We start from the raw sequence: 21880 nt of genomic DNA, 5'->3' as shown, positions 1-21880 counted from the left end.
CGATGGCGTCACAGATTCGCATTGAGCCGAGTACGACAAATCCTGATTTGCAGGATGGCCTGCAAGCACGCATTCACGATCCACTCTGGATGCTGGCTCGACAATGGCAATTCGGTGAGTTCAAAGGTGAAGATGCCGGTTCAGCGGCATCCGCGCAAGTCATGGGAGACACCACTCTGCTGACTCGTTATCGTCCCGGCGCTCCTTCCGAAACCCAGCCGGCGAGCAACTATGAGGCTTCCGCAGTGCCGCTTGAGACCTTGGTGGAAAGTGAATCGGTCGTCTCCGAGAGAGCACGCAACTGGAGGCAATCCGTCAAGACGGGACAGCACTTGCTTCGATTGCTTGATCTCAGTGGAGCGGGCCTCTCGCGCTCCGTCTGGTTGAGCAGCGAATATGTGCTTGCCAAACCATCCGCTGAGCAACGCCATCGCCTGGACAGTGACAGTCAGCAATTTCTTCAGGTGGTAGGGGGGCGTGCCTTGGACGGAGTTCGACTCCGTACGCGACTCGCCGCACTGCGTACGCGCAATGCCCTGGATGAGTTCTTTCAGGAATCTCCGTTCGATCAAATCACCGGTAATAACCGGCAGAAGGTCATCCAGGGCATCACTGCATGGCTCACCTGGTACGACACCTTGCTTCACCAACCTGCGATCCCGGCGGCGTGGATTCCTGAAAGGATGGAATATGAATTTGCTGTCTCCGGCAAAACCGGAGAGGGAGAGGTCGTACTCGCAGCGCCGGAATACTTCGAGGGCGCGCTCGACTGGTTTTCGTTCGTCGTCCGTCCGGGCGAAACTCTGGGAGCCGGCGAGGCGCGAACTTCCATCTCCCGCGCGTTTCTACCGGCCCCCGTGACGTTTCGTGGCATGCCGTCCTCCCGATTCTGGGAGTTCGAAGACGGCGCCGTCAATTTGGCGCAAATCAATGCGGCGCCTTATGACTTGGCCAGGCTGCTCTTGGTGAAGTTCGCCCTTGAATACAGTAACGACTGGTTTGCGGTCCCGATCGAATTGCCTGTCGGATCTCTCTGTCAGATTCGAGCACTGGTCGTCACGAATACGTTCGGCGAGCGCATCCTCATTCCTCACACAAGCCAGGTGGAGGGACCGACATCGCCATGGCGGATGTTTGGGCTTACTGAAGATTCTCAACGCCTTTTCTTCCTCCCCCCGGTGTTGGGTCCCAGCTTGCACAGTCAGCCCTGCGAGGAGGTGTTGTTTCTGCGAGACGAGATGGCCAATGTCGCATGGGGAGTTGAGCGAATCGTCGAAAGTGAAGCAGGACACTCTCTAGACAGGCATGAAGCGTACCAAGAGGCTCAGCAGAAGAGGGAACAAGAGGCCACGACCCGTCCTGAAGGGACGGAGACCGATACTCTGATCTACCGGTTGGGCACGACGGTGCCGGAGTATTGGATCCCGCTGCTCCCCGTTCTGGCAGGCGATTCCATTCGACTCAAGCGTGGTGTCATTCCGGAGAGAGAAGCCGGAGAACTGGGTCGATTGCTGGAACCGCTCGGACGCATCCTTGAACCGGGGCGAGAACTGCTCCTGCAGGATGAAGAGGTTCCCCGCGAAGGGGTCCGGGTCACGCGTACGTACCAATATGCCCGATGGATCGACGGCGCGACGTATCTGTGGATCGGGCGACGGAAGCAGCCTGGACAAGGCGAGGGGTCGAGCGGCTTGCGCTTCGATTCGGCTCAATCGCCAGGAGATTCGTCGCCGTCATAAGCGATTCGTCGAGGAAGTGGAACAAGACTCACAACTCGATGTTCATCCCGCAGGGAGCGCCGATCCCATTTTTGCCGCATGGAGAGCGGTTTCCAATTCGGCGATGTGCGCTCTTAGAGATCCAGCGAGCGCTTCGACTTCTTCTACCGAATATCTGGGCGTGATGTGCTTTGAGCAGTTCCAGTCGAACGACACGACGTCGATCGCTACGAGTCGCTCCGCATTCGGCCGCGGGGTTACGGTCGAGAGTTGCGACACGAGTTCCGGATGCGACCGTGCATCTTCGACGCGGGCATGTCCGAATATTTTGAGCCGCTCCCGATTCCTATAGTCCATAAGGAACAGCGACACGCGGTTGTTGACCGATAGATTACCCGTGCTCAAGAGTTGTCGATTGCCCCGGTAGTCGGCAAACACCAGCGTGGTCGGGTTGAGAACGTGCAAAAATCCTTTCGGCCCTCCTCGATGCTGGACATAGGGCCATCCGTGTTCGTTGACGGTGCCCAAGTAGAAGCTGTCTCTTGCCGCAATGAACTCGATCTCCGCTTCGCCGAGTGGATCGCGTTCCGGCGCGTCGGCGATTCTGGCCGCATGGCCATAATAGTGCTTCTGTGCTCGGCGTACCGACTCCGTGATCGCCAGATCCAGATATTTCATTGCCATCGTCTCTTCCTCCGTCACATCGATATGCAACGCCGCTTGGGCACACGTCGATCTTCCCGCTATGTCCGTCTCAGAACACCACGGTGTTCCATCCATCCGCGACATACCGTCGCAGGCTCAACAGGCCGGCTGTTCCGGCCAGCGCATGATCGTTCTTGAGCGGCACACCGCAGGATTCGGCCCCTTCCTTCGCTCCAAACACCTCGGCACACCCGCATGAGACGCCTTGTACCGCATCGCGAACCGAATTGTAGAGCACGTTGGCCGGATGCGTGAGCTTGGCGAGCTCGACGGGCCATCGGGTGCCCGTCCCGTTGAACACCACGGCGACTTCATCGCCCTTCTGCTTGCATTCGGAGGCGAGCGCAAGCGCGTTGAAGACTCTCCCGAGCGCCTCTTCTGAACCGCTCTTTGGATCGGACATAATCACCACGACCGTTTTCATACATCCTCCTTTGAAGTTGGCCGCCGTTTTCATAGCGACGTGGGAAGTATAGCTAACCATCTAAATTATAGATAGAAGGTTATATCACTCGAAGGCTAACTTGTCAACAAGCCCTTTGTAGGTTATCTATGAATTGGGGGAGGAAACCGATGGAGAACAGATCGCAGAGGTTTCTGTTTGTGGGAAACCACCCGTGTCTGGATTTGATCAATACCCAGTTGGTGGTGAAAGGAGAGCCAAGAGATCTACTCGAGACTTTTGATGATCTTTTCGTGTGGCTGATACGAGTAGGACTTCTTTCGGTGTCCCAGGCCAAGGCCGCTAGGCCTCACCTGAACAGTGAGGAAGCCGCGTCGCTGCTTGAACGGGCAAAGACCTTGCGGGCAACGCTCCGATCCATCGCCGAACAGGTTGCGGCAGGCGGCGCTGTGCCCGGTTCAGCCATCAACGCCATGAATCAGTTCTTGGCGCAGCGTCCCGGCTACCCCGAGCTTCTCCGGACCAAGGAAGGCATCACACAGCGCTTCCATTCACTGGCAACGCAGCAGGTGGAGTTTCTCGCTCCCCTTTTAGAAGCAGCGTGCAATCTGCTCACCTCCGACCGTTTGCGTTTGATCAAGAAATGCGCCAATGCCGCCTGCGTTCTTTATTTTTTAGACACGACGAAGAATCACACACGGAACTGGTGCAGCATGCAGATGTGCGGGAACCGGATGAAAGTGGCGGCGCACTATCGAAGAAGTCGGGCTAAGGTTGGTCTCTAAGCAGCCTTTCCAAAGCACCGAACCTCATACCGGCAAACAAGCTTAGCTGTATTGATCCCATGTGTCGCATTGTTTGATCGCCCAAAAGACGGCTTCCTTGAGCTTCTTGAGGACTACATTGTCGGGGTCTCGGATGGCTTGAAGCTTCTTATCAATATCATAGAGAGGTTGGATCGACCGTTTATCCGGGATCTTTCCGAGTGCCCACGCCACCTCTGTCAGGACTCCCCAATCACTCTTCGGGTCCTGAAGCTTTGCCAACAACGGGGGCACGACCGAGGCGTCTCCATTGATTCCTCCGATCTGCCCCAGTCCTTTCGCTGCAGCCGCCTGAATTTCCAGCTGAGGCGAGGAATTCATCATGTCGATGAGGAGTGGAATGCCATCTCTCCCGAGATTGCCCATGGCGACGAGCGCCTGCTTTGCAAGATCCCGGTCTTTCAGCGCTTCTTTCAATTTTGGTAGAGCCTCGTCGGCCTGCATCTCTCCCAGGAGGGACATGATCTTGATTTTCCGAGCCTGGCCCGTATCCGGCGAATCAAGCATCTTGAGAAGGCGATCGGCGTGGCCCCATTCCGCGGCTAGGAGCAGAGGAAACTCATATTTCTCCAGTGCCTCCTGCAGCTTCGCCATGGCATAGATGCCGGGATCGGCTGCCTGCGCCGTCTGCGCGGCAGCCACGGCATCCTCAAACTCCGTGCGTACTTCTTTCTGCCACTTGATCTTCATACCTCCGAGGACATAGGTCAGCTGGCAGGCCGGACCTCTCCAGAGGCGCGACGGGGCATCGGGAAGATCTGCATCTCCGCCGGTCGCCGTTGTGCCCTCCCAGGTCTTGCGCTGCTCGCACTTCACGCGAAAAAGGACATCATTTTTCGTGGCCGGATCCCGAACAACCTCGTAACCGGCCTCCCGCAGCCGTTGGGCGACGACGTCGGCCATGACGCCGGAATCAGCCCTACCTGTATCTGTAAGTGTCATCACTTCAATCAAAATAGTTTGGATCTTATCGAGCTGAGCCCTCTGTTCCGTTGTGAAGTATTCTCGGTAGGCCAGCGCCGAAGAATGAAGCCCGCCGAGTATTAGGCATAGCGTAAAGGCAGACAATGCCCAGTGTTTTCGCATCGAGCACCTCCAGCCCACTCGTATCGGCATCCAGACGTGGGCGAGACCGTATGAATGACCGGAGTCTAATCCCTAATCAGCTCTCAGTATACACCCGTCGTATTCAACCAATAAATTTGAGAACATCTTGTCCCCCTAGATCGTATTGACAGCTCATGGCTTCCGATGCTAGTTTTCACCGCTCTACTTCGTGGCCCGCACGAACCCTTTAGGTTTGTCCAAATAACGAATGTGGATCTGGAACGGTGATTAAGACAACAGTTGCGCGACGTTACGCTCAAGCCCTCTTCGAGCTCCTGGATCAATCGACCATCGAAGTAACACGGGCGACGCTCACGGGCCTCGGTGAGGCCATCAAGGAGTCGGATCAACTCCGCCATGTCGTGACCTCGCCCGCATTTGGGGTGGAAGAGAAGATTGCCGTGTTGACCGCCATCGCGGACAAACTCGGATGCCCTCCGACCGGCAAAGCGTTTCTCGGACAATTGGTGAAGAAAAATCGAGTGGGGTTTCTCCCGGAGATCGCCGGTGCATTCGGGAAACTCGTTGATGAATCCAAGGGGACTCAACCGGTGATGGTTTCCTCGGCAACAGTGCTATCCTCCGGTGAGCAAGATCGTATCAAAACGCGCCTGCGTGAAACGCTGAAGCGCGAAGTAGATGTGACGTTTCAGACCGACGCAGGCCACCTCGCAGGTTTGCAGATCCATATCGGCAGCACGGTGGTGGACAGTACCGTCCGAGGTCGCTTGCGCGATTTGCAAGTCGTGTTGACGAGAGAATAAGGAGCAGCCATGCAGATCAGGGCAGAAGAAATCAGTGCGATCATCAAGGAGAAGATCAAAGGCTTCGACCAGCAGGTCGATGTTAAGGAGACCGGCTCTGTCATTCAGGTCGGCGACGGGATTGCCAAGGTCTATGGTCTTGACGGGGCCATGGCCGGCGAGATGCTCGAGTTCCCGGGCGGTCTGTACGGGATTGCGCTGAACCTCGAAGAAGATAACGTCGGCGCCGTGTTGATGGGCGACGATGTGGGGATCAAAGAAGGCGATCCGGTCAAGCGAACCGGCCGCATCGCGGAAATTCCGGTCGGTGAAGCGTTGGTCGGCCGGGTTGTGAACGCGATCGGTCAACCGATCGACGGGAAGGGCCCGATCAAGTCGCCGCATTCCTCACGTATCGAAGTCGTCGCCCCCGGTGTGAACACCCGCCAGTCCGTCCGCGAACCGTTGCAGACGGGTATCAAGGCTATCGACGCCATGATCCCAATCGGCCGTGGCCAGCGCGAGTTGATCATCGGCGACCGCCAAACCGGGAAGACTGCCATCGCAGTCGATACGATCATCAATCAAAAGGGCCTCGGCGTATTCTGTATTTATGTGGCGGTCGGACAAAAGCGGTCCACCGTCGCCCGCGTCGTGAAGACGCTCGAAGAGAACCATGCCATGGAATACAGCATGGTGGTCTCCGCCAGCGCCAGCGACCCGGCTCCGATGCAGTTCCTCGCGCCTTTTTCCGGCGCCGCGATCGGCGAGTATTTCCGCGACAACGGCAAGCACGCGCTGATCGTGTACGACGATTTGTCGAAGCATGCGGTGGCGTATCGTCAGTTGTCGTTGTTGCTCCGACGCCCGCCGGGACGAGAAGCCTATCCGGGCGATGTGTTCTATCTGCATTCCCGGTTGTTGGAGCGCGCGGCCAAGCTGAGTGACAAGCTCGGCGGCGGCAGTCTCACGGCGCTCCCCATCATCGAGACCCAAGCCGGCGACGTGTCGGCGTACATTCCGACGAACGTGATCTCGATCACCGACGGCCAGATCTATCTCGGTAGCGATCTCTTCTACTCCGGTATCCGTCCGGCGATCAACGTGGGTCTGTCGGTGTCCCGAGTCGGCGGATCCGCGCAGATCAAAACCATGAAACAGGTGGCCGGTACCCTTCGACTGGACCTCGCCCAATATCGGGAGATGGCGGCGTTCTCCCAGTTCGGGAGCGAACTGGACAAAGCGACCCAGATGCAGCTCGCGCGAGGGGTGCGCATGGTGGAGTTGCTCAAGCAGGGCCAATATAAGCCCATGCCGGTGGCCGACCAGGTGCTCTCGATCTACGCGGGTACGCAGGGTTTCTTGGATGATGTGGCGGTGGACAAGGTGCAGCAGTTCGAAAGCGATCTGCTCCACTATATTCAACAGAACCATCCGGAGCTGAAGAAGGAAGTCACGACCATCGGCAAGATTGACGACAAGGTCGGCGGCCGCCTGAAAGAAATCATCTCGACCTTCAAGCAGAAGATGGGATTCGGAGCGAAGTAACGGATCAAAGATTTCTCCTTGCGGCTGATCAAAACGGTCAACCAACGAGGCCGCAGGGAGCCCGACGACTGAGGCGTACGGTGCATGTACGTCGCAGGGAGGAGGGCGACTGAGAACAAAGTTGGGGACCGTTTTCATCGGGACGCATGCCAAGTCTACAAAGTCTGCGCAGGAAGATCGCAGCGTTTAAGAATACCCAGAAAATCACCAAGGCCATGAAGATGGTGGCCGCGGCAAAGCTCAAGCGGTCGCAGGACCGAATTCTGGCCGCCCGTCCCTATGCGCACAAAATGCGCGGGGTGTTGAGTAATCTGAGCCAACGTGTGAACCGCTCCTCTCATCCACTTCTGCAGAAGCGCGACGGGAAGAAAATCGAGGTGCTTGTTGTCACGAGCGATCGTGGGCTGTGCGGTGGCTTCAACGGCAACATCGTCCGCAAAAGTGCCGAATTCGTGCGGCAATGCGAAGCGCGTGGTCTGCAAGTCAATCTGAGTATCATCGGCCGGAAGGGCCGCGACTACTTCCGTCGCCGTGCCTGGCCGATCCGGCAGGAATGGACCGGGATCTTCGACAAGCTAAGTTTCGAGCATGCGCTCGATATCGGCGGTGATCTGACGGATAACTTTGTGAAGGCGACGTTCGACGAGCTGTATGTTGTCTACAACGAGTTCAAGTCCGCCATTCAGCAGCGTGTGATTGTCGAAAAGCTCTTTCCAGTCGACGCTCAGGTGGAGTTTGGTGCAGCCCAAGCCGACGGACCGACAAGCGGCAGTTATCTGTACGAGCCGGATGAAGCCGAACTGTTGAGCGCCCTGGTACCGAAACATTTCCAGGTGCAGACGTATCGGATCTTGTTGGAGTCCGCAGCCGCCGAACACGGCGCCCGCATGGCTGCCATGGATGGCGCCACGCGCAACGCCGGACAGCTCATTAAGAAAGTGACGCTCTACTACAACAAGACTAGACAGGCTGCGATTACGAAGGAACTGATGGATATTGTCGGCGGCGCCGAGGCGCTGAAGTAGCCGACTCCGTTTCGTCGAAAGGAGTTTCCCGTGGCGACTGCAACAGGCAAAGTCATCCAGGTCATCGGACCGGTGGTGGACGTCGAGTTTCCTCCCGGTCAGCTGCCGAACATTTACAACGCGATCAAGGTCTCGCAGGAAGAGGATAAGGTTGCGGGCAAGCCGGCTGTGAGGATCACCCTCGAAGTCGCTTCGCACCTGGGCGAAAACCGAGTCCGTAGCATCGCAATGTCCACGACCGATGGTCTGACGCGCGGGATGGATGTGCAGGATACTGGAGCCCCGATTTCCGTACCCGTAGGCCGTGAAACGCTCGGTCGCCTCATCAACGTGCTTGGCGAGCCAGTCGATGAACGCGGTCCCATCAAGGCGAAGAAGACGTATCCCATTCACCGACCTGCTCCAAAGCTGGAAGACCAGGAAACCAGGACAGAAGTGTTGGAAACCGGTATCAAAGTCGTTGACCTGCTCGAACCCTACAGCAAGGGCGGCAAGGTCGGACTGTTCGGCGGCGCCGGCGTCGGTAAAACCGTCATTATCATGGAGCTCATCAACAACATTGCCTTGCACCACGGCGGCTTCTCCGTTTTCGCCGGTGTCGGTGAGCGAACCCGTGAAGGGAACGACCTGTGGCACGAAATGCAGGAGTCAAAGGTCATTGATCCGGACGACTTTACGAAATCCAAAGCCGCTCTGGTCTATGGCCAGATGAACGAACCCCCTGGAGCCCGTCTTCGCGTGGCATTGACCGGCTTGGCCGTCGCCGAGTTCTTCCGCGATGAAGAAAATCAAGACGTGTTGCTCTTCGTGGACAATATCTTCCGGTTCACTCAGGCCGGTTCCGAAGTATCCGCATTGTTGGGACGCATGCCCTCCGCCGTCGGCTATCAGCCGAACCTCTCGACTGAGATGGGTGCCTTGCAGGAACGGATCACTTCGACCAAACGGGGCTCTATTACTTCTGTGCAGGCCATCTATGTGCCTGCCGACGACCTGACCGATCCGGCTCCGGCAACAGCCTTTGCGCATTTGGACGCGACCACGGTGCTATCCCGTTCACTCGCCGAGTTGGGTATTTATCCGGCAGTCGATCCCCTGGACTCGACGTCGCGCATTCTTGATCCGCAGATCATCGGGGAAGAGCATTACAAAATCGCGCGCGGCGTGCAGTCCGTTCTCCAGCGCTACAAGGATTTACAGGACATCATCGCGATTCTCGGTATGGACGAATTGTCGGAAGATGACAAGATGGCCGTGGCGCGCGCCAGGAAGATTCAGCGGTTTCTCTCACAGCCCTTCCATGTGGCCGAAGCGTTCACCGGTGCGCCGGGCAAATATGTCAAGCTGAAGGACACGGTCCGCAGCTTCAAAGAGATCCTCGAAGGGAAGTATGACCATCTGCCTGAGCAGGCGTTCTATATGGTCGGCCCGATCGAAGAAGCGGTGGCGAAAGCGGAGAAGATGGGGGTGAAAGTCTAATCTGGCGGGTGCTCTTGTGCTCGCCGAACGCGGCACGCCGGAAGTGATCGTATTCTCAAGTTAAGGGCGGTGCTCGTTCGATGCGCGCAGTTCAGAGCAACCCGCCAGCTTATCCTTGATAGGGTGCGGAACAGGAAGAAGTAGGAAAATGGCGGGAAAGATTTTGTTAGAGGTGGTCACGCCGGAGAAACAGCTGCTGAGTCAGCAGGTGGATGAAGTCATTGCACCTGGGTCAGAGGGAGAGTTCGGGGTGCTCCCAGGGCACTGTCATTTCCTTTCTTCACTCCGGATCGGTGAACTCCGGTATCGCAGCGGTGACCAGACCCATTCCATGGCTATTCTGTGGGGTTTTGCCGAAGTCACACCAACAAAAGTCACCGTGATGGCCGAGATTGCGGAAAAGGCTGAAGACATTGATGTTGAGCGGGCTACAGCCAAAGTCGCCGAAGCCGAGCGACGACTCCAGGCGGGCGGCTTGCCATCGGAAGTGAAAGAAGCCCACATCACTCTTGAGAAGGCTCGCCTTCGCAAGAAGGTAGCTGAACGCGCGAGAAAGACCAGCCACCCCTAGCTGATTCGATTCTCCCCCATATCTTTTCAGATGGTCGATGAGCCGATGCCCTCGTGCAAAGGTGATCTCGTTCGCCCTGGCCATTGACCGGCAGAGCTGAACTCACTCTGCCGGTTGGAATCGAGCCCATCGCTCCGAAGAATCGATGCCTGTTCCGGTTCGTGCCTCCGGACGGTTACTGCCCTAACTGAATACTGATCACGATGGCACCCATGACATCGTTGAGCTTGAAGTCTCGCTTCGGGCTGTCAGGATGGGCATTATGGCACCCGATACACGCTTGTGTGACGGCCAGATCGGCGTACACCGCCTCATAATACCGCTTGTCACCTACCTTCGTGACTCCGGTGTACGGCCTGTCGGGTTGAGTCAGAATGGTCCCGAGCCCGATACTTTGAAACGCGTTCGTCGCAATGTTTCGTTTGTTGATCGGCCACAAGCTGATCAGCCGGTACTGCATCGCTAAGCCTTTCTTGTTATTGAACCGTCCTGATTCCAACAAGAATTGGGCGGGTAGCGGTAAGGTATTCTTCTCTTCCCAGTTTTCCGATGCAACCACAACTCCCTTTGCCTGCATGCGTTCCACAACATGCCTGGTATAGACATCTCGGTCCGCCTCGATCACGGCGTGAATGTAATCGGCCACCGTATCGATCGGGAGATTGATGGATGTGGTTTCAGACCAGGTGCGAGCCGGCCACATGACCGCCGCGCCCCCAATTGCAAATCCAAGCAGAGCGGTTCCCCACAGCAGTCTCTTAGAGGAAGCCATAGATACCTCCCGGTTGTGCGCGCGGGTGGATCGGTTAGCCGGTCGCATCCTGCGAGCAAATGAATCGAGCTATGATCAGAACAACGGGCAGTCGTGGATGGAGAGAGCCGGATCGAAGGAATCTCGGCAGCAGTCTGAGAAATACGCTGAGTAGGCCGGACGAGTGTGCTTGGTTTGTATGGGCGGATAGCGAGGCGAGTATTACCGGTCGTTTCTCTGGGGGGCAAGCCATCGTGGGAAAGTACCAAAGACATGGCTCCGTTCCCTCGCTCGCATGAGATGGTGCGCGCACACGGTCATACGATCCAGAAGCATACTCTCCGATACCCACGTTGTCCAATCGACGCATACGATGGTCATCTTTCCGGTCCTTGACTCTGGAGTGAGCAGCGCACGCGGTTGGCTTCGGCTTAAACCTAAGACGCTGTATCCGAGCAGTTTTTAGCTGCTCTGGTATCACGAGGAAGGGAGTCAACCAGGCGGTCGATCCACTTTGACGGTAACTTCTCCACCGATTCATAGATGCGGGATTGCCACCACGACGCGATCTCGGCGAGGTCCTCCTTCTGAAAGCGATGCTCGACGATGTCGAATGTATCGTGCCGGTACAGGACAATATCGAGAGGATATTCGACGCTCGTCGAACTGGTACGGGTGGCATCGAAGGCGAGAAATCCTACCTTCAGCGCGAGGTCCATGCTGGAGTGATATCGCAGCACGCGATCGAGGAGCGGTTTCCCATACCCCGTCTCGCCGATGATGCAGTAGGGAGTGCCTTCACTCACTTCCACCCAATTGCCCTGGGGGTAGATCAGAAAGAGCTTGTGCTCCTGGTCGTTTTCCAACTGCCCTCCTACCAGCGCATGGAGGTCGAAGATCAACCCAGCCCTATCGAGCGCGGTCTTATCCTCCTCAGCCACACGGCGAATCTGAGCCGAAAACACGTTGACGGCTTTGAACAGTTTATCGAAGGTCTGATCGCTATCTCCAATAGCCTCGTCGAAATAGGTGACGGCCTTGTCGCGCACGGAACGCAGCCCCGATGTCATCAGAAACATCGAATGTCGTCCGTGTTGATGGATGGAAACTTTCCGTGCCATGGTACATTCCGCGCCGGTCGTGACTCGCGTATCGGCGATGCCGACGAGCCCGTCTTCCACTTTCATCCCTAGACAAAAGGTCATTGTGCCTCCGCGCCGGTGATTGTACTGTGGATGGGGCGAGGGGCGAAGAAAGTTTCAAAAATAGCGTCCCCCACGCGATTGAGCTGTGCTTGAAAGAGATCCAAGAATTCGTGCAGACCGCCGGCTAGGCAATCTTCAAGATCGCCAAAGTCCAACTCGGCGCGCAGCCGTCCAAGCCGTTTCTCGGCTTGGTTCTGATAGGACCCGTGTTCAGACCCGGAGATGGCATGTAGCGAACCTTCGCTCTTGATAAGACAGTACCGAATGGCTCGAGGGAATGTGGAGTCGAGAATCAGGAATGACGTGACGTCGTCCGGCGAAATGCGACCGAAGCGCTTGTAATACATTTCAAGGGCGCTGGCGGATTTCAGCAATGCGGACCACTGGATGATATCGAATGGTGTCCCCACCTCGGCGATAGTCGGAAGCAACATGAAATATTTCACGTCCAGAATACGCGAGGTCTTGTCCGCTCGTTCCAGCAGACGACCGAGTCTGGCAAAATGCCAGCCTTCCCCGTGTGACATGGTGGCATCGGTAATGCCCAGAAAGAGGTGGCTGTTTGCTTTCACGTCCGCCAAAAACGTGTGGAGATTTTGGCTGGACAAACCGTTCGCGGTAGCGCCTCTCACCATGAGGTAAAAGCGGTTGACTTGCTCCCACATGTCGCTGGAGATGACTTCTCGAACCGATCGAGCGTTCTCCCGTGCAGCGAGGAGGCAAGACAGAATCGAATTGGAATTCTCCGCATCGGCCAGGAGAAACTGGATCACGGTTTCCTTCGAGGCCTTTCCATAGCGACCGGTAAAACTTTCATGATCTCCCGTCGTAGCCACCAACGGCTCCCACTGCTCCGTGGTGCCTCTGGGAAGATCGAGAGAGAGGTTCAGGTTCACCTCAATGAATCGGGCATAATTCTCCGCCCGTTCGATGTAGCGGTTTAGCCAATAAATGGAACTGGCGACTCGGCTCAGCATCGTTGACCAGACCCTGCTTGTCTACCAGATATTGGACCGTTGCCGGTGTCCCGCTCGCTCGTAAAGAAAGCGCTTAGGAAAGGACCCATGTGTCTTTGTTGCCTCCACCCTGCGATGAATTCACTACCAGCGACCCTTTCCGCAACGCCACGCGCGTCATGCCTCCCGGCAGGACGTAGACATCACGTCCATGTAAGACGTATGGCCGAAGATCGACGTGGCGCCCCTCGAGGTGGTCGTCCACCAATGTCGGTACTCGAGAGAGGGCCAGAGTCGGTTGAGCGATATAGTTGCGCGGGTCTGCTTCAACGCGACGGGCATATTCTTCCCGCTCCTGCTTCGAAGCATGGGGACCGATCATCATGCCGTACCCACCGGCTTCGTTGGTGGCTTTCACGACCAGTTGATCCAAATGCTCCAAAACATAGGTCCGATCCTGCCTATTCGAACAGATATAGGTCGGCACGTTCGGGAGTATCGGTTCCTCCGCCAAGTAGTAATTGATGATCTTCGGGACATAGGCATAAATGGCTTTGTCGTCGGACACACCGGTGCCGGGCGCATTGACGAGCGCGACTCTGCCTCTCTTGTAAGATTCCATGAGACCGGGGACACCGAGGAGAGAGTCGCTGCGAAATACGAGCGGGTCCAAGTAGTCGTCGTTGATCCGCCGGTAGATCACGTCTACCCGCTGAGAACCTTTCGTCGTCCGCATATGCACGAATCCGTCCACCACGACGAGATCATTGGCTTCGACTAATTCTACCCCCATCTTTTGTGCGAGCAAGGAGTGTTCATAGTAGGCGGAGTTAAGGATTCCGGGCGTGAGAATCACGATGGTCGGATCGGGAAGATCGGTAAGATATTGGAGTGTTTCCAGCAGGTGGCTTGGATAACCGTCGACCGGCCGCACGCGATAGGCATCGAAGAGCTCAGGGAACGTTCGCTTCATGACCTGCCGCGCCTCCAAGACGTAGGCCACGCCTGACGGGCAGCGCATGTTGTCTTCGAGGACGTAGTACCGGCCATCATTAATTCGAACCAGATCGATCCCGGCAATGTGGCACCAGATACCTCGTGGGGGACGGAGCCCCATGCAGGGCAGCAAGAAGCCCTTGCTGGAATAAATCAGTTCGCTGGGAATCACCCCGTTCTTGAGAATCTTTTGATCGTGGTACACATCGTCGATAAACAAGTTCAAAGCGCGCATGCGCTGACGAAGTCCGGATTCGATGCGTTCCCAATCCGATGCCGTGACGATTCGCGGCACGATGTCGAAGGGAAAGATCTGTTCATGGCCATCATCGCTCCCATAGACACCGAACGTCATTCCCATGTTGAGGATGACGCGCTCGGCCGCTTGTTGGCGCTTTTTCAGTTCCCCTTCCGGCAGTGATGCAAACTTTCGCAGCAAGAGAGCGCTGCCAGGCCGTGTTTGGCCTGCACCCTCGTACAGCTCGTCGTAGAACCCTTCCGGGTCGTAATGGGAAAACCGTATACCCATGTGAGTGACTCCAGGGAGCACCCTAACAAAACACCCGCCTGGCTTCAATCGCTCCGCTGAGAGAGCAGCCGAAGGGCATTGTCGGTTACTGCCACCGAGGGAATCTCAGTGCCCTAATGCCCTTCTCCATCGCCTCTTTTGAACTCCTGCTTAGGATTGGGCGGACTGTCGACCTGGTAATATGATCTTGCCAAACGAAAGAAGCAAACCGGCGGCATTGACCGATTGCATTTGACCGGGGCTCTTTAGTAGCGTGAGCTGCCCATGATTACAGAATTTATCATTACGTCCGGAGAACAGCCCAAACGGCTGGACCTCTTCCTCGTCAATCGGGAACGGGATATCTCGCGGTCTGCGTTACAGCGGCTGATCGAGCTGGGTCGCATTCGCGTCAATGACCGAGTCGTGAAAGCCAGTCACAAGATCAAATCCGGCGATAGGATCACCATGGACGTACCCAAGCCGGAACCTCTTTCAATCAAGGGGGAGCCCATCCCGCTGGAAGTCCTGTTCGAAGATGAATCTCTTCTCGTGTTGAACAAGCCAGCCGGAATCGTCGTCCATCCTGCCCCTGGAAATTGGACTGGGACACTGGTGAATGCCCTGCTCCATCACTTCCAGACATCGGGTGGTACGATTTCGACTATCGGAGGGAAAGAGCGGCCAGGGCTCGTTCATCGACTGGACAAGGACACATCCGGTGTGATGGTGATTACCAAGACAGACGTGGTGCACCGCGGACTTGCGGCACAATTCAAACACCACACCATCACGAGAGTGTATGAGGCTTTGATCTGGGGCGTACCCAAAAAGGGCCGTGGTCGAATCGAGCTGGCCATCGGCCGTGATATTAAAGACCGAAAGAAATTTTCCGCGAGAACGACGAGTCCAAAGGAATCCGTCACAGAGTACGTTGTCGATCGCCGGTATGGGAAATTAGCGGCGCATGTTTTACTCTATCCGCAGACCGGCCGGACTCACCAGCTCCGAGTTCACCTCGCATCATTGGGACATCCCATTCTCGGGGATCAGACCTATGGTGGGCGCAAGGTCTGTATGATCGACAATGTGGAGATTCCCCGGGTGATGCTCCATGCCAGGACGCTCGGTTTCATTCATCCAACGACGGGCAAAGTGGAGGAATTTACGAGGCCGGTCCCCGGTGATATGGAGGAAGTGACGAACGCACTTGAACAGTTGATAGTCACCGACCCCGGTAGAGTGCGTGCATCGGCCATGGGTCTTTCCTTTTCTGAGGATGCATGCTGACCGCCGAAATACTCGACGCCATAGGAGGGTTAACCGCTCACATCAAGACGTATGCGGCCAAACTCCCGCCCGTTGTGCTCTTAAGTGCAGTGCCGTGGGGGGTGAAACCCTCCGTAGAGGCCGTGGATAGTTATGAAACCCTCGTATCCCGAGTCCGAAGCCAGAGTGCTGGAACACCGTACAAGGGGCTCAATGAATCGTTTGTTTCATCGCTGGAAGCGTTTGAAATGGGGAATCTGATCGGCTCCGTGCAGCCACTCCTGTCGGTGCTTGATCATGTGGAGCGGATGCAACGGGATAACGAAATCGAGGTCAGGCCGATCGACGAAAAGCGGCTTATGGACTACCGCGCGATGCTGCACAAGGTCCTTCCAGGAAATAAGCCCGAGTTAGATGGCGCGGGTGGAGGAGTGTCGTGACCGCCTCTCATTTTTCAATCAGCGGCTTTTGGATGATGCCACAGGCTCAGCACGCCATCTCACAAGGTAGAACTAAAACCGCTCCCAACCATCAATGCCCCATCTTGGGTCCCAAGGCGTTTGGACCGGTCGTGACAAGTTGAAAGCGAGCACTCGCACCGCAATGCGGGCATTTTGCGCGGATCGTTTCGGCGTCGAGTATTTCGTACTCATCCGCTTTCAGCCACATGAGCTGGAAACACTTTGGACAGCTACGGACTTGCGTTGACATCGGTTTCCCCGTACACTTCAGGTTAATCTGGGAGAATACTCTAGTATAAGATGCCTCCAACCCTCAAGTCCGCCGTCACGTACGCTCACAAGGAACCCCCCGAAGCATCTCAGCTCCTCCGGCTGTTCCATCAGGCACCTTGGGCCAAAGACCGATCCCTCGATGACGCCAAGGATATGCTGCGCAACACCGATCTGACCCTCTGCGCCTGGGATCGTGATCAACTCATTGGGTTCGGCCGAGTTCTCACCGATTTTGTCTATCGTGCCACCATCTGGGATGTGATCGTCGACAAAGCCTATCAGGGGCAGGGGATTGGGACCGAAATTGTTCAGCGAATCCTCAACCACCCGCGCCTCAAGCGGGTCGAGCTCTTTTGGCTCTGCACCAGACGGCCGGGGTTTTATGAAAAGTTGGGATTCAGCTCAAAGGAGCAAACCGGCATGGTGTGGAGTCGGAACAAGAACAGCCGGCTTGAGTAAGGCGGGGCTATTCCCAACTTTTCCTCACCCTTCTACTCCATAGGAGTAGAAGGGTGGTGATGATGCCCGCCGATGGATGAACTCAGAAAAACATCTTTCCGCCAAAGAGGAAGCCGAACGAAGAGGCATTCCAGTCATCATTCCGACCTCCGGTACCGGTCGTATGCCCGTCATTTCGCTTATAGGCCCATTCCGTATTGAGGGCAAATCGTTCATTGAGCATGTAATCGGCTCCCCAGCCTAAGCGCCAGGCAAAGGTGTTGCTCGGACTGATGCGAATAGGTGTATCTTCGCCAAAGCTGTTGATGTTGACGCCGAAGCTCATATTCACATACGGAGTGATCCGGCCCAGTTTCACGGGACGCACTTCGACGGTCGGCAACACCGATACCGTATCTTGATGCCCCAGGTCGATGTCAGGGCGCTCCAGGCTGACTCCATGCCGTTCCCATTCGAGCATCATTCCGACCAAGAGCCAGTTATTCACGCTGTACAAGCCTTGAAAATTGACGAGTGGTCCGATGGACGTTGACGTATTTTCCGAGAGCTGCTGGGTCAGTGGAGCAAATCCAGCCCGAAAACCAAGTATCCATCTGCCCGGTTCAGTTCCGCCGAATTCTTCCGCCAAGGCCCCGTGTGACATGGGGAACATCGTCGCCATAGCGACGAACAATACGCCGATTAAGCCTGGTCTTAACGTGTGCCCTCGCATGAAACTCCTCCTCTCATGTATTGGGGTGTCTCGCCTATAAGAAAGCACCGCGATTATCGCCGATTCCGGTATCTTTCTGCCACCTCGACAGCGGGTGCAAGCTTGGGCACCTCATATCGGAGGTCGTGTAGTACACATAGCATTCTGAGATTGGGAGGAGCAAGGTGCGTGTGGTTAATGAGAGTGCGCCAACCGTGTGCTCTTCACGCGCTTTGGCGAGAAGAAGACAGAGATGAAAAATATTGCGGTGGCGAGAAGAACGATTGCCGGTCCGGAAGGGACGTCCCACACGGCAGAAATCAAGACGCCTGTTACGGAGGTCATGACTCCGATGATTGCGGAATACAGAGTCAGCGTTGCGAGGCTATGCGTGAGCTGGTAGGCGGTCGAGGCTGGAATCAGAATCATCGCAAACACGAGGATCGCACCGACCGTCTTCAATGAGACTACCACCGTCAAGGCCACCAGTGACAAGAGGAGAAAAAAGATCTGTCGTGCTGGAACGCCGGAAGCTTCAGCCATCTCTTGATCGAAGGCGATAAAGTAGAGCTCTTTTGCAAACGTCAAGATGAGCCCCAGTACGAGAATGCTCAACCCTCCGATGATGCTGAGCTCCTCAGTGGTGACCGACAGGACGCTGCCGAACAAATACCCATACACTTCGGCATTATAGGTCTTCATCAGCCCGATGAAGAGGATTGCCAGTGCCATCGTCGTGGTGTAGAGAATGCCGATCGACACATCCAGCTTCATGCGGCCTCTTTCCTCGACCCACCCGGTGATCCATACCGTGGCGAGTCCGAACAGGATCGCCAGCAATAAGGGAGGCCAACCCATCAAGTAACCGAGTGCGACGCCCGCGAAGGCGGCATGCGACGTGCCGGCTCCGACAAACGCCAGTCCGCGCAACACGACAAATACGCCGATCACCGAGCACAATCCGCCGACCATCGCCGCGGCGAGCAGGGACCGTTGCATGAAATCGTAAGTGAGGAGATCGAGCATGGAGTGGAATTAACTCCTAGTGGTGATGGTGATAGTCTTCCACGATGACGAGGTCTTTCTCGGTGATGACCAGCTCTTTCCCGTACACTTGGTGAAGAATGTCCGCTTTGAGCACTTCCGCAGGAGGACCCGCGGCGAAGAGTCTGGTTTTGAGAAGAATCAATCGATCCACTCGTGAGCGGATCATATTTATGTCGTGCGTAATGAGGAGGACCGTCAACTTGAGCTCGTCATGAAGGTGTTGCACGAGCTCAATGACATTGTGTTGCGTGGTGATATCCAGGCCGGTCGTCGGTTCATCCAATATCAGGACTTTGGGTTGCTGCGCCAGGGCTCTGGCAATGAAGACACGCTGTTGTTGACCGCCGGAGAGTTGCCCAAGAGCGTTATCCTTATGTGATTCCATTCCGACCTGACTAAGAGCTTCCAGTGCGATAGCACGATCCTTCCGACTCGGGCGCCTAAACAAGCCTAAGGCCCCGTAACGTCCCATCATCACTGTTTCGAGGACTGTCACCGGGAAATTGCGATCGACGACCCCTTTCTGCGGGAGGTACCCGATTTTGGCACGATGGTGGCAGCGGAGCTCATCGCAGGCACAGTCGAAGATATGGAGGTGTCCTTCCATGGGAGCTAAAAGTCCTAAGACTGCTCGACACAGTGTCGTTTTCCCTGACCCATTTGGACCGATCACCCCGACGAACTCGCCTTCGTAGATGGTCAGCGAGATCTCCTTCAGGGCCGTGAGCCCTGGAAATCCGAAGGAAGCGCGCTCAAAACGAATAATTGGCTCGCGGGGGTCAGACACGGATTCCCAAACTCCTTCCGACGATAGAAACGAATGTCCTAACTGTTGTTACGTCGTTTCCAGCGCGCCGGCTAATTGGAGCACATTATAACGAAGCATGTCGAGGTAGGTCTCAGTTCCCGATACACCTCCCGGCATCGTCGTCAGGACCACGACGCGGGCGTTGGTTTCTCTCGCAAGCAGTTCCGGGAGGCGTTGGCTGAGCTGAATCTCGGAGACGATAACCCTGATATTCTCCTTCCTGATCTTTTCGATGAGAGATTGCAGGTGAAAAGCCGATGGTTCTGTGCCGGACTGCATGTGAATCGTGCCGACAATTTCGAGGCCAAATCGCTTCGCTAAATAAGGCCAGGCCGAATGGTGCGCAATGAAACGTCGATCGAATAGCAGCTGAGTGCGATCAGAAAGTTCTTTTTGCAACCGGCTCAACCGGTGAAGATACGCCGCTTGATTTGTTCGGAATTCGGCCGTGTGACCCGGATCAACCTCAATCAGGGCATCAGTGATGTGGCGCAGCATGATGGCGACGTTCTCAGGGTCCAACCAGATGTGTGGATTCCCGCCTGGCTCGGCTTCTTTTTCGCCCTTGTGCAGTTCGTCATGAGAATCCGAACCATCGTGAATCAGCCCCACCCCCTGGGATGTCGTAATGAGGCGTAACGACGGACTCCCGGCATTCTTGACCAGCGACGAAACCCAGACCTCGAGTCCGAGGCCGATCTCGAACAGCACCCTGGCCTTCCGGACTGCGATCAGATCGGTGGGTTTCGGCGAATAGGTGTGTTCGTTCTCGTAGCCGCTCAACAAAGATGTGACCCGTACATGGGGGCCGCCGACCTGTTCGGCCAAATCCTTCAGGACAGGAATCGTGACGACGATGGGAATCGGGTCGCGAGCTTCTGTCACAGGGGTAAGGGAGGGAACGAAGCCGGCCAGAAAGGCGATGAGAACGGAGATGGGTCGTTTCAGCACGTGGTTGACCAAAAACATCGGCGGGGACGGTAACATCCAAGTTTTGCGGTGTCAACGACATCGTGACGGCGGCACCCCCTCATAGGCCCTGTCCATTCGCCTCCTTGACCATACGCGCCAGTTCGATTAGCGTAGCGCACCCGCCGGTCTCGGCGGATTCGTATGGTTGCGAAAGGATACTGCAGATGAACGTTGTTGGATTGATGTCGGGTACTTCAGCTGACGGAGTCGACGCTGCCCTGGTCTCGATTGATCGTCGGAAAGCCGGCATTCACGTCGAGATGGTTGCGTTTCATTCGCTTCCCTATCCGCGCTCGCTGCAACAACGAATTCTCTCGGCATCGGTTTCCGGGACCGTGACGGATATTTGCCACCTGAATGCGCTGTTGGGCGAGTGGTTCGCCGACGCAGCGTTAGGCGTCATCCGTGCGGCTCATCTGACCGAAGAGGACGTGGCTCTGATTGGATCCCACGGCCAGACGGTGCACCACCTTCCCAATGGCATCAAGGATACCGGTGTCGGCTCGATACGCTCCACCCTGCAGATTGCTGAGCCCGCCGTGATCGCCGAACGCACGGGGATCACGACGGTGGCCAATTTCCGTCCGCGCGACATCGCGGCCGGAGGGCAAGGAGCGCCGCTTACACCGGGAGTGCATGCCTTGCTGTTTCAACATCCTCGCCGGGCGCGACTCATCGTGAATCTTGGCGGCATCAGCAACGTCACCTACCTGCCACGTCGATCAGGAACCGTAACACTGGCCGCATTCGACACTGGTCCGGCGAATATGGTTCTGGACGGCATCATGGTCCGAGCCACAAATGGCCGGTCCTCGATGGACCGTGAAGGGCGGCTGGCTGCCCGAGGACAGGTTGATTCGAGATTGTTGGCCAAACTGCTTGCGCATCCTTATCTGTCTCAGGCGCCACCGAAATCCACAGGGCGTGAAGCGTTCGGCGCAAAGATGTTGGACGACTTGCTCAACTGGCAACAAACCCGCAAATTGCCGATCGAGGATCTGCTGGCCACATGCAGCCGCTGGACTGCGGAGGGAGTTGGCACGGCGCGGCGATGGGTCAAAGGTGGCATCGATGAAGTGATCGTCGGTGGAGGAGGCGTCAAGAACCGGGTGATCATGGGACACCTGACGGAAGTCTTTGCGCCGGTTCCGGTCACGACCTTTGAGGCGCACGGTTGGGACAGCAAGGCGCTCGAGTCGGTGGCCTTTGCTGTTCTAGCGTATCAGACCGTGATGGAGGAGTGTGGGAATGTCCCTTCGGTCACAGGAGCGGCCTTCCCTAGGCTGTTGGGATGCATCGTCCCAAGCGGCCCGCGGTGGTTCGAGCGACTACACCCACGTAAAGGGCGAAAGTAACGGGCG

General features: G+C 56.4%; 22 protein-coding genes. 11 read left to right on the top strand and 11 right to left on the bottom strand.

Annotated features, from left to right (window positions below):
• Nucleotides 1–2 precede the first annotated feature (2 nt).
• Nucleotides 3–1739 carry a hypothetical protein gene (locus H8K04_17870; GenBank protein ID UVT15646.1) on the top strand — a complete coding sequence of 579 codons (1737 nt, stop codon included), beginning with the start codon at nucleotides 3–5 and terminating at the stop codon, nucleotides 1737–1739.
• 42 nt (nucleotides 1740–1781) lie between these two features.
• Here the strand turns inward: H8K04_17870 and H8K04_17865 are convergent, their stop codons facing one another.
• Both H8K04_17865 and H8K04_17860 read right to left on the bottom strand, forming a co-directional pair.
• Nucleotides 1782–2402: a pyridoxamine 5'-phosphate oxidase family protein gene (locus H8K04_17865; protein ID UVT15645.1), complete on the bottom strand. Its 621-nt coding sequence runs from the start codon at nucleotides 2400–2402 to the stop codon at nucleotides 1782–1784.
• Nucleotides 2403–2472: 70 nt separating this feature from the next.
• Nucleotides 2473–2847 carry a DsrE family protein gene (locus tag H8K04_17860; GenBank protein ID UVT15644.1) on the bottom strand — a complete coding sequence of 125 codons (375 nt, stop codon included), beginning with the start codon at nucleotides 2845–2847 and terminating at the stop codon, nucleotides 2473–2475.
• Nucleotides 2848–2996: 149 nt separating this feature from the next.
• Here H8K04_17860 and H8K04_17855 point away from each other — a divergent pair, with 149 nt between their 5' ends.
• Nucleotides 2997–3611, top strand: coding sequence for an ABATE domain-containing protein (locus H8K04_17855; protein UVT15643.1), 615 nt, complete (start codon nucleotides 2997–2999; stop codon nucleotides 3609–3611).
• 42 nt (nucleotides 3612–3653) lie between these two features.
• Here H8K04_17855 and H8K04_17850 read toward each other — a convergent pair whose 3' ends face one another.
• Entirely contained in the window at nucleotides 3654–4736 is a 1083-nt protein-coding gene (locus H8K04_17850; protein ID UVT15642.1) for a HEAT repeat domain-containing protein, read from the bottom strand.
• A gap of 245 nt (nucleotides 4737–4981) precedes the next feature.
• Between H8K04_17850 and atpH the strand changes: the two genes are divergently transcribed.
• The 5 genes from atpH to H8K04_17825 all read left to right on the top strand — a co-directional run bounded on the left by atpH (nucleotide 4982) and on the right by H8K04_17825 (nucleotide 10123).
• Nucleotides 4982–5521, top strand: a complete 540-nt coding sequence (atpH, locus tag H8K04_17845) for an ATP synthase F1 subunit delta (protein ID UVT15641.1) — start codon at nucleotides 4982–4984, stop codon at nucleotides 5519–5521.
• A 9-nt stretch (nucleotides 5522–5530) separates the two neighbouring features.
• Entirely contained in the window at nucleotides 5531–7048 is a 1518-nt protein-coding gene (locus H8K04_17840) for a F0F1 ATP synthase subunit alpha (GenBank protein UVT15640.1), read from the top strand.
• Nucleotides 7049–7194: 146 nt separating this feature from the next.
• Nucleotides 7195–8073: an ATP synthase F1 subunit gamma gene (gene atpG / locus H8K04_17835; GenBank protein UVT15639.1), complete on the top strand. Its 879-nt coding sequence runs from the start codon at nucleotides 7195–7197 to the stop codon at nucleotides 8071–8073.
• Nucleotides 8074–8103: 30 nt separating this feature from the next.
• On the top strand, nucleotides 8104–9552 hold the full coding sequence (gene atpD, locus H8K04_17830) for a F0F1 ATP synthase subunit beta (GenBank protein UVT15638.1): 1449 nt from the start codon (nucleotides 8104–8106) through the stop codon (nucleotides 9550–9552).
• 148 nt (nucleotides 9553–9700) lie between these two features.
• Nucleotides 9701–10123, top strand: coding sequence for a F0F1 ATP synthase subunit epsilon (locus H8K04_17825; GenBank protein UVT15637.1), 423 nt, complete (start codon nucleotides 9701–9703; stop codon nucleotides 10121–10123).
• A gap of 175 nt (nucleotides 10124–10298) precedes the next feature.
• Here H8K04_17825 and H8K04_17820 read toward each other — a convergent pair whose 3' ends face one another.
• The 4 genes from H8K04_17820 to H8K04_17805 form a co-directional block, all read right to left on the bottom strand.
• Nucleotides 10299–10895, bottom strand: a complete 597-nt coding sequence (locus H8K04_17820) for a DUF3365 domain-containing protein (GenBank protein ID UVT15636.1) — start codon at nucleotides 10893–10895, stop codon at nucleotides 10299–10301.
• A gap of 416 nt (nucleotides 10896–11311) precedes the next feature.
• Nucleotides 11312–12079, bottom strand: coding sequence for a peptidase (locus tag H8K04_17815; protein UVT15635.1), 768 nt, complete (start codon nucleotides 12077–12079; stop codon nucleotides 11312–11314).
• On the bottom strand, nucleotides 12076–13056 hold the full coding sequence (locus H8K04_17810; protein ID UVT15634.1) for an alpha-E domain-containing protein: 981 nt from the start codon (nucleotides 13054–13056) through the stop codon (nucleotides 12076–12078). Before H8K04_17810 ends, H8K04_17815 begins: the two co-directional genes overlap by 4 nt.
• A gap of 73 nt (nucleotides 13057–13129) precedes the next feature.
• Nucleotides 13130–14554 (bottom strand): circularly permuted type 2 ATP-grasp protein, encoded by a 1425-nt coding sequence (locus H8K04_17805; GenBank protein UVT18034.1) that lies wholly within the window; start codon nucleotides 14552–14554, stop codon nucleotides 13130–13132.
• Between the two features lie 270 nt (nucleotides 14555–14824).
• Here H8K04_17805 and H8K04_17800 point away from each other — a divergent pair, with 270 nt between their 5' ends.
• From H8K04_17800 to H8K04_17790, 3 genes are all read left to right on the top strand, one after another.
• The gene (locus H8K04_17800) at nucleotides 14825–15829 is read left to right on the top strand and encodes an RluA family pseudouridine synthase (GenBank protein ID UVT15633.1); all 1005 of its coding nucleotides are present in this window, start codon (nucleotides 14825–14827) and stop codon (nucleotides 15827–15829) included.
• A complete protein-coding gene (locus H8K04_17795) occupies nucleotides 15823–16248 on the top strand; it encodes a hypothetical protein (protein UVT15632.1) in 426 nt (141 codons plus the stop codon). The genes H8K04_17800 and H8K04_17795 overlap by 7 nt, the downstream gene beginning before the upstream one ends.
• A gap of 321 nt (nucleotides 16249–16569) precedes the next feature.
• Nucleotides 16570–17001 (top strand): GNAT family N-acetyltransferase, encoded by a 432-nt coding sequence (locus H8K04_17790; GenBank protein UVT15631.1) that lies wholly within the window; start codon nucleotides 16570–16572, stop codon nucleotides 16999–17001.
• 82 nt (nucleotides 17002–17083) lie between these two features.
• Here H8K04_17790 and H8K04_17785 read toward each other — a convergent pair whose 3' ends face one another.
• The 4 genes from H8K04_17785 to H8K04_17770 all read right to left on the bottom strand — a co-directional run bounded on the left by H8K04_17785 (nucleotide 17084) and on the right by H8K04_17770 (nucleotide 20516).
• A complete protein-coding gene (locus H8K04_17785) occupies nucleotides 17084–17713 on the bottom strand; it encodes an outer membrane beta-barrel protein (GenBank protein ID UVT15630.1) in 630 nt (209 codons plus the stop codon).
• Between the two features lie 174 nt (nucleotides 17714–17887).
• Nucleotides 17888–18718, bottom strand: coding sequence for a metal ABC transporter permease (locus H8K04_17780; protein UVT15629.1), 831 nt, complete (start codon nucleotides 18716–18718; stop codon nucleotides 17888–17890).
• A gap of 16 nt (nucleotides 18719–18734) precedes the next feature.
• Nucleotides 18735–19526, bottom strand: coding sequence for a metal ABC transporter ATP-binding protein (locus tag H8K04_17775; GenBank protein UVT15628.1), 792 nt, complete (start codon nucleotides 19524–19526; stop codon nucleotides 18735–18737).
• Nucleotides 19527–19574: 48 nt separating this feature from the next.
• On the bottom strand, nucleotides 19575–20516 hold the full coding sequence (locus tag H8K04_17770) for a zinc ABC transporter substrate-binding protein (protein ID UVT15627.1): 942 nt from the start codon (nucleotides 20514–20516) through the stop codon (nucleotides 19575–19577).
• A gap of 167 nt (nucleotides 20517–20683) precedes the next feature.
• Between H8K04_17770 and H8K04_17765 the strand changes: the two genes are divergently transcribed.
• Entirely contained in the window at nucleotides 20684–21874 is a 1191-nt protein-coding gene (locus tag H8K04_17765; protein UVT15626.1) for an anhydro-N-acetylmuramic acid kinase, read from the top strand.
• Nucleotides 21875–21880 lie beyond the last annotated feature (6 nt).

Source organism: Nitrospira sp., from assembly GCA_024760525.1.
GTDB lineage: Bacteria > Nitrospirota > Nitrospiria > Nitrospirales > Nitrospiraceae > Nitrospira_D.
This window is presented reverse-complemented; position numbering and strand designations above follow the sequence as displayed.

What these genes read in the sequence shown, in the direction of transcription:
- H8K04_17770 (UVT15627.1), bottom strand. Translation starts at nt 20,516, where the DNA reads ATGTTTTTGGTCAACCACGTGCTGAAACGACCCATCTCCGTTCTCATC.
- H8K04_17820 (UVT15636.1), bottom strand. Translation starts at nt 10,895, where the DNA reads ATGGCTTCCTCTAAGAGACTGCTGTGGGGAACCGCTCTGCTTGGATTT.
- H8K04_17850 (UVT15642.1), bottom strand. Translation starts at nt 4,736, where the DNA reads ATGCGAAAACACTGGGCATTGTCTGCCTTTACGCTATGCCTAATACTC.
- H8K04_17825 (UVT15637.1), top strand. Translation starts at nt 9,701, where the DNA reads ATGGCGGGAAAGATTTTGTTAGAGGTGGTCACGCCGGAGAAACAGCTG.
- atpG (UVT15639.1), top strand. Translation starts at nt 7,195, where the DNA reads ATGCCAAGTCTACAAAGTCTGCGCAGGAAGATCGCAGCGTTTAAGAAT.
- H8K04_17870 (UVT15646.1), top strand. Translation starts at nt 3, where the DNA reads ATGGCGTCACAGATTCGCATTGAGCCGAGTACGACAAATCCTGATTTG.
- H8K04_17855 (UVT15643.1), top strand. Translation starts at nt 2,997, where the DNA reads ATGGAGAACAGATCGCAGAGGTTTCTGTTTGTGGGAAACCACCCGTGT.
- H8K04_17790 (UVT15631.1), top strand. Translation starts at nt 16,570, where the DNA reads ATGCCTCCAACCCTCAAGTCCGCCGTCACGTACGCTCACAAGGAACCC.
- H8K04_17765 (UVT15626.1), top strand. Translation starts at nt 20,684, where the DNA reads ATGAACGTTGTTGGATTGATGTCGGGTACTTCAGCTGACGGAGTCGAC.
- H8K04_17860 (UVT15644.1), bottom strand. Translation starts at nt 2,847, where the DNA reads ATGAAAACGGTCGTGGTGATTATGTCCGATCCAAAGAGCGGTTCAGAA.
- H8K04_17785 (UVT15630.1), bottom strand. Translation starts at nt 17,713, where the DNA reads ATGCGAGGGCACACGTTAAGACCAGGCTTAATCGGCGTATTGTTCGTC.
- H8K04_17865 (UVT15645.1), bottom strand. Translation starts at nt 2,402, where the DNA reads ATGGCAATGAAATATCTGGATCTGGCGATCACGGAGTCGGTACGCCGA.
- H8K04_17795 (UVT15632.1), top strand. Translation starts at nt 15,823, where the DNA reads ATGCTGACCGCCGAAATACTCGACGCCATAGGAGGGTTAACCGCTCAC.
- H8K04_17840 (UVT15640.1), top strand. Translation starts at nt 5,531, where the DNA reads ATGCAGATCAGGGCAGAAGAAATCAGTGCGATCATCAAGGAGAAGATC.
- H8K04_17780 (UVT15629.1), bottom strand. Translation starts at nt 18,718, where the DNA reads ATGCTCGATCTCCTCACTTACGATTTCATGCAACGGTCCCTGCTCGCC.
- H8K04_17810 (UVT15634.1), bottom strand. Translation starts at nt 13,056, where the DNA reads ATGCTGAGCCGAGTCGCCAGTTCCATTTATTGGCTAAACCGCTACATC.
- H8K04_17800 (UVT15633.1), top strand. Translation starts at nt 14,825, where the DNA reads ATGATTACAGAATTTATCATTACGTCCGGAGAACAGCCCAAACGGCTG.
- H8K04_17815 (UVT15635.1), bottom strand. Translation starts at nt 12,079, where the DNA reads ATGACCTTTTGTCTAGGGATGAAAGTGGAAGACGGGCTCGTCGGCATC.